Source organism: Corallococcus sp. CA053C (genome assembly GCF_003611675.1).
In the GTDB taxonomy this organism is placed as follows: Bacteria; Myxococcota; Myxococcia; order Myxococcales; family Myxococcaceae; genus Corallococcus.
Genome location: NZ_RAWA01000494.1, coordinates 1 through 6,425, shown reverse-complemented (window position 1 = coordinate 6,425; position 6,425 = coordinate 1). Strand labels below are relative to the sequence as shown.

General features: G+C 72.5%; 5 protein-coding genes. 3 read left to right on the top strand and 2 right to left on the bottom strand.

Translation table 11 applies throughout. The features are described from left to right. Positions 1-147 precede the first annotated feature (147 nt). The 3 genes from D7V97_RS38255 (at position 148) to D7V97_RS38245 (ending at position 4,509) form a co-directional block, all read left to right on the top strand. Positions 148-1,011, top strand: coding sequence for a hypothetical protein (locus tag D7V97_RS38255; protein WP_233583498.1), 864 nt, complete (start codon positions 148-150; stop codon positions 1,009-1,011). A gap of 78 nt (positions 1,012-1,089) precedes the next feature. Continuing rightward, positions 1,090-1,512 carry a cupredoxin domain-containing protein gene (locus D7V97_RS38250; protein WP_120615525.1) on the top strand — a complete coding sequence of 141 codons (423 nt, stop codon included), beginning with the start codon at positions 1,090-1,092 and terminating at the stop codon, positions 1,510-1,512. Positions 1,513-1,569: 57 nt separating this feature from the next. Continuing rightward, entirely contained in the window at positions 1,570-4,509 is a 2,940-nt protein-coding gene (locus D7V97_RS38245; protein WP_120615524.1) for a helicase C-terminal domain-containing protein, read from the top strand. Between the two features lie 123 nt (positions 4,510-4,632). Here D7V97_RS38245 and D7V97_RS38240 read toward each other — a convergent pair whose 3' ends face one another. Next, entirely contained in the window at positions 4,633-5,391 is a 759-nt protein-coding gene (locus tag D7V97_RS38240) for a HAMP domain-containing protein (protein WP_120615523.1), read from the bottom strand. Then, positions 5,388-6,137 (bottom strand): HEAT repeat domain-containing protein, encoded by a 750-nt coding sequence (locus D7V97_RS38235; protein WP_120615522.1) that lies wholly within the window; start codon positions 6,135-6,137, stop codon positions 5,388-5,390. The genes D7V97_RS38240 and D7V97_RS38235 overlap by 4 nt, the downstream gene beginning before the upstream one ends. Positions 6,138-6,425 lie beyond the last annotated feature (288 nt).

Genomic DNA, 6,425 nt, shown 5'->3' with positions numbered 1-6,425 from the left:
GCCCCCGTGTCTCCCGCGAGCACGTCCGCCCCCGCGCCCCGGCCTCCGGTGCCGGCGGCGACTTCAGCGTCCGCGCCCGCCGCGCCCGCGTCCGGAGGCTTCACGCCCGGAGCGGCGGCACGGCCCTCCGCGCCCCGGGCGCCCGGCATGGGCCCTCCGCGCACGGGCGGTCCTCCGGGCCGCTTCGGTCCCCGGCCCTCCACGCCGCGCCCGCCGCCCACGCCGGAGCAGATCCTGGCGCTGGCGACGCGCGAGCACGTGCCCGCGCGCATCGCGAAGGGCGAGCTGGAGGGGAAGATGAAGGCGCGCATCTGGCGCAAGCTGCACGCCGAGGAGGCGAAGCGCTTTGACCAGGTCTACGAACTGATGGGCCAGACAGCGGGCCTCACGCTGGGCGACGCGTTCGGCATCCTCCAGAGCGGCCTCACGGTGGCGGAGTTCATGGCGCGCAAGGAGCGCAGCCAGCGCAAGGCGGCCATCAAGCAGGCGCGCGGCCAGGTGGACAACGCGCTGGTGGCGGACTTCCTGGGCGCGTTCATCGAGCAGAAGACCGAGCTGTCGGTGGTGCTCGCGGAGCGCTCGCTGCTGGACACGCTCTTGTCGGAGGAGGCCATCGCCTTCACCTTCGAGCGCACGGGCCGGCTGGAGAAGCTCCAGGTGGTGCTCATCGCGCGGCGGGGTGACTGGGAGCGGCTGATGCCGAACCTGGACCGCGACGCGAAGCTCACGCAGAAGCCGGCGCAGGTGGCGCGGCAGCCGGACAAGCGGCCCTATTCGGACCCGCGCCCGTTCCTGCCGCACATCGGGCAGACGGTGAAGCTGGTGCTGCGCAACGGCATCACGGTGGAGGCGCCGCTCCTGCGCGTGGGCCGCTTCGACGTGCTGCTGGGCGAGCCGGGCCACGAGCTGTTCATCCCGCTCCACGCGCTCCTGCGCTTCGACGCGCCCCCGGCGCCTCCCGACGACGACTCCGATTCCGACGGTGACGCGGAGCCGGACTCCGGGGCCTGAGGTCCGCTGTTGTCGTCCTTGCCGGGCGGCCCCGCTTCCACGCCGGGCCGCCCTCTCTTCTTTGACGGAGTCCTGCCCATGCGTCCGTTCTTCTCCCGCATCATCAAGCCCTGGCTGGCGCTCACCGCGGCGGCGATCCTCGCGGGCGCGTCCCAGCAGGCGTGCACCAAGGACGCGGCCGCCAAGGCCCCGGACGCCCCCGCCGCGGTGGAGGCGGGCCGGCGGGAGAACGGCGTGCACGTGGTGGACCTGGCCGTCACGGAGAAGGGCTTCGAGCCCGGCGCCGTGCAGCTCAAGAAGGGCGAGCCGGTGAAGCTGGTGGTGACGCGCAAGACGGACGTGACGTGCGCCACCGAGCTGGTGATGGACGAGTACAAGATTGACGCGAAGCTGCCGCTGAACACGCCGGTGGAGATTGCCTTCACCCCCAGTCAGTCCGGGACGCTCCGGTACGGCTGCGCGATGGGGAAGATGATCGCCGGCACCTTCGTGGTGGACTAGCACCGCCGCTCCGTTAACTGGCGATGTCCCCCCGGCCGGGTAGGCTCGACGCCCTGCATGGGCAGCTCGGAGCTCTTCACCCGGCATGTCTTCCTCGACCTCGAAACGACGGGGCTGGACCCCCGCGTGGACGAGGTCATCGAGGTCGGCTGCCTGTTCTTCGAGCACGGCCGTGAGGTGGACCGCTTCTCCCGCCTGTACTCCGCGTCGCGCCCGCTGAACCTCACCATCCGCCGCCTCACCGGGCTGGGGGATGCGCAGCTCTCCGGGCAGCCCCGCTTCGACACCGAGCGCGCCGAGCTGCGCGACCGGCTCAAGGGCTGGACGGTGGTGGCGCACAACGCCCCCTTCGAGAAGGGCTTCCTGCCGGACGTGCTGGGCCCCATCCAGGCCCCGGTGCTCGACTCGTGCGAGCTCATGCACTACCTGCACCCGGAGCTGCCCAGCCACTCGCTGGAGTCGCTGATGCGGTGGGCGAAGCTGGGCTCACAGCAGCCGCACCGCGCGCTCCACGACTGCGCGGCGGTGCACGCGGTGCTGGTGCACGCGCTGGACGGCTGCGTGCGCGACGGGCGCGCCGAGGACGTGGCGGACCTGCTCTCCACCATGGACCCGCGCGCCCGCGCCTCACTGGGGCCCACGCCGCTGCTGGACGCGGCGCTGTCCCCGGAGGACGCGCGCGACCTGGCGATGGACGCGGAGGCGCGCCCGCTGCTGGAGCTGCTCTCCCGGCTGTGGGAGGCATGCCGGGCGACGCCGGTGCCGCTGGGGTTGGAGGCGACGGGTGGCTTCCTGCGGGCGCGGCCAGAGCGGCGGCGGGCGCATGGCGTGCGGCCTCCTCCCGAACCGGAAGCGGACGCGACGCCGCTGCCGGTGCGGCCGGAGGAGGTGGCCCAGGTGCTGGGGCCGGGCGGCGCGCTGGAGAAGAGTGGCGGGTTCATGTCACGGCCCGCGCAGGTGGAGATGGCGCAGCTGGTGGCGCGCACGCTGTCGGACGGCGGGCAGGTGGCGGTGGAGGCCGGCACGGGCACGGGCAAGTCGCTGGCGTACCTCACGCCCGCGGCCCTCTTCGCCGCACGCAACGGGCTGAAGGTGGGCGTGGCGCCGCACACGAAGACGCTCCAGGACCAGCTGCTGGAGAAGGACCTGCCCCGGCTGCACCAGGCCACGGGGGGCGCGTTCGGCTATGCGCTCTTGAAGGGCCAGACGAACTACCTCTGCCGCCGCCGCGCGCTGGAGGCCACGCGCGTGGAGCCGGGGATGAACCACGCCGCGCGCGCGCCCCGGGCCTACGTGCGCGCGTACCTGCGTCGCAGCATGGATGGGGACCTGGACCGGCTCTCCCACTGGTTCCGCGAGCGCTTCCCCGGGATGCACGGGCTGGTGCCGGCGGTGCGCTCCGAAGCGGCGACGACGCTGGGCGAGCGGTGCCCGCATCACCACAAGTGCTTCTACCACTCGGCGGTGGCGCAGGCGCGCGAGGCGGACGTGCTGGTCATCAACCAGTCGCTCGCGTTCGCATGGCCCGCGCGCTACCCGCGCCTGGACCACCTGGTGCTGGACGAGGCGCACGAGTTGGAGGACGTGGCCACCACCGCGCTCACGGTGGAGCTGTCGGACCTGGCCTTCATGCGCCTCACGGAGCGGCTGCACGGGCGCGACGGACGCCGGGGCCTCTTCGCGGAGCTGCGCCGCGCGCTGGCGGCCACGCGCCGCGACGAGTCCCGTTCGCTGATGGGCGAGGTGGACGACGCGCTGCGCACGCTGCTCCAGGAGGCGCGCGGGTTGGGTGAGCAAGTGACGGCGCTGTGCGAGCCCGCGTCGGCGATGCCCGGCGAGGACGCGGACGACGCGGCCTATGCGCCGGAGCTGCGGGTGACGGACGCCGTGCGCGCCCTGCCCGCGTGGGAGCCCGTGCGCGAGGGGCTGGAGGCGGTGCGCGGTGCGCTGCAACGCATCCACACGCTGCTCGCGGTGCGGGCGCTGGCGGCGCTGCCGGAGCTGGCGGTGAAGCAGCCCTCGTTGGAGCGGGAGCTGGCCGGGGCTACCACGGAGCTGGGAGAGCTGGCGGTGCTCGCGGGGGAACTGGCCGGCGAGCCGGACGTGAAGCGGTGCTACGCGGCGCGCGCGGAGCCTCGCAAGACGCGTTGGAGCGTGGGCGCGCAGCCGGTGGACGTGTCCGAGTCCGTGTCGCGCGACTTCGCCGCGAACAAGCGCGCGCTGGTGATGGCGTCCGCCACGCTGGGCACGGGCGACAGCGTGCCCTTCGTGTTGAAGCGGCTGGGGCTCAAGCCGCCGCTGTTCCGCGCGCCCTCGCCCTTCCACCTGGGACAGCAGGCGTTGGTGGTGCTCGTCACGGATGCGCCGCGAGCGCACGAGGAGCCCTTCATCGACTGGGCCTCCGGGCGCATCTCCGGGCTGGCGCAGGTGATGGGCGGGCGCGTGCTGGGCCTCTTCGCCTCCACGCGACGGCTGGAGCGGGTGGCTCGCGAGGTCCAGGCGCGACTGGAGCCGCACGGGATTGAAGTGCTGCGCCAGTCGCGAGGGCACGGACGTTCGCTGGCGGCGCGGCAGGAGCGCGACACGGGCACGGTGCTGCTGGGCACCAAGAGCTTCTGGCAGGGCGTGGACATCCCCGGGCGCGGCGTGGGGTGTGTCTTCATCGACAAGCTGCCGCTGGAGCCCGCGTCACGGCCGCTGGTGGCCGCGCGCGAGGAGCCGCTCGCCCGGGGTGGCAACGAGTACCTGGGCTTCCTCCAGTACCGGCTGCCGCGCGCACTGTTGCTGCTGCGTCAGGGCGTCGGGCGGCTGATCCGCTCCACCACCGACCGGGGCATCGTCGTGGTGGCGGATCCGGGCCACGCCAGCTACCGGCCCCTGCTGCTCCAGGCGCTCGCGGGCTACCGCGTCGTCGCGATGCCCTGGGCCCAGGCGCGGCTGCTGCTGCACTCGGAGCTGATGCAGATGGGGCTGGCCGCAGACACGGCGCGGGTGTGACGCAGCCCGCGCCTCGCGTGTGCGAAGCAACGCGGATGCAGATGCTCTGGCTGCGGACACCGCTCGGGTGTGACGCAGCCCGCGCCTCGCTTGCTTGAAGCGAGGCGCACCGCCAGCAACGCCCTACCGCGCCAGCCGCTCGCGGTAGCGCGCTTCCAGGGCGCTCAGCTCATCCACCCACGGCCCGGTGACGCCCTTCTGCTTCGCCTGCGCCAGCGCCTCCGCCAGCACGCGCGCGTCCTCTTCCTGCTGGTCGCGCAGCCGCTGCGTCATGTCGCGCGCGGCCTCGAAGACGTCCTGCAGCTCGTCGCCTTCACGCAGGCCGTGCTGCGGCGGGCGCAGGCGGCCTTCCGCCACCTCGCGCACCATGCGCTTGATGCGGAACAGCGGGCCCGCCATCCGGTGCGTCACCACGATGGTGGCCGCCGCCACCACCACGATGAAGCCCACCATGCACAGGCCCAGCACCCACCACGTCAACCGCTGGTGGCGCTCCAATTCCGCGCGCTGCGCGACGATGGCCGTGCGCTCCGCCTCGTAGCCCGCGTCGATGGCCTGCGCCTGCTCGCGGAACTTCGCCTCGAAGGACGGGTCGTCCATGTGGGCCAGCAGCTCGTTGGAGAGCGTGGCCCCGGACAGTTCCCGGCTCACCTCCGCCGCGCGCGAACGGGCATCCACCGCCGTCGCCGTCTCGTGCATCAGCGAGTTCGCCGCGCGCACCAGGAAGATGCCGAGGAGCGCCGCCAGCACCAGCGACACGCCCACGATGTAGCCGGTGAGCTTGAGCTGGAACGGAGCGTCCAGGAGGAAGTTGCGCCAGCGGCGCTTCGTCGGAACCGGGGCCGGTGTCGGTTCCGGGGCCGGCGCGGTCGTCGTCGTCATGTCTCGCTGCTCCACTCGAAGGTCGCCGCGGCTTCTTCGATCACGCGGGGAATCAGGGCCTTCAGAAGATCCGCGGGAGGTGCCCCCGCAGCATGGACTTCCACCTGCCCCATCAATGACTGCTCCGGGTAGCTCATGCAAAGGATCGCGATGCGAAGGCCTCCGCTGTCCGTGGCCTGAATCTCCGCCGTGATGCGGTAGCCGTGCACGCCCATCTTCTTCAGCGCACCCTTGGCCGCCGCCTTCGTCTCCTTCACCGGCGCCATCAGCGCGCCCCGGCGCACCAGCTTCGAGCGCAGCCGCGCCTCCGTCACCTTCACCAGGTCCGCGGGGATGCCACCCGTCTTGTCCTTCAGCGAATCCAGCGCCAGGTAGAAGCGCGGCCGGCGCGCCTGGTACGCCTTGATGGCCTTGATGGACTCCGCGACCGCGGCCTGCACGGACGCGTCCTTCTCGCCCTGGTACGCCTGGAGACAGTCGAGCCCGCCCGGCTCCAGCAGCGCCCCCAGTCCCTTGGCCACCGCCGCGCGCACCAGCTCGCTGGGGTCCTTCAGCGCGCCGCACAACGGCGTCACGGCTTCAGGGTCTTCGGTGGCGCCCAACACCAGCGCGGCTTGTGAGCGAGCACGCGGATCCCGTCCCTTTTCCAACTGACGACCCAGGAAGGTGATGCGCGTGTCTCCCTGCGCTGGCGCAGCGCACGGCAGCAGGAAGAAGAGGAGCAGGAGTGCTGTCGGCAGCCGCATGGGATGGGCAAAGAAGTGCCAACAGTGTAACCGCGATTTACCTGTGCACGACAGTTGCCTCGCCGGGCAATCGCACCCACCTTCCCTGCGCACAATGGGCGACGTCCTCCCGGTGGAGGACGGACGGATGGGGTGCGGCGGACCCGATGGGTCGCCGCGGGCTGGGGGCGCAATGAGACGCGGACACATCCTCACGGGTGTTCTTCTGCTGGCGGGGTGGATGAGCGGGTGTCGGGACTCGGACCGGCTGGCGTCGGTGGGCAAGCCCCGTCCGCCAGGGCCTACACC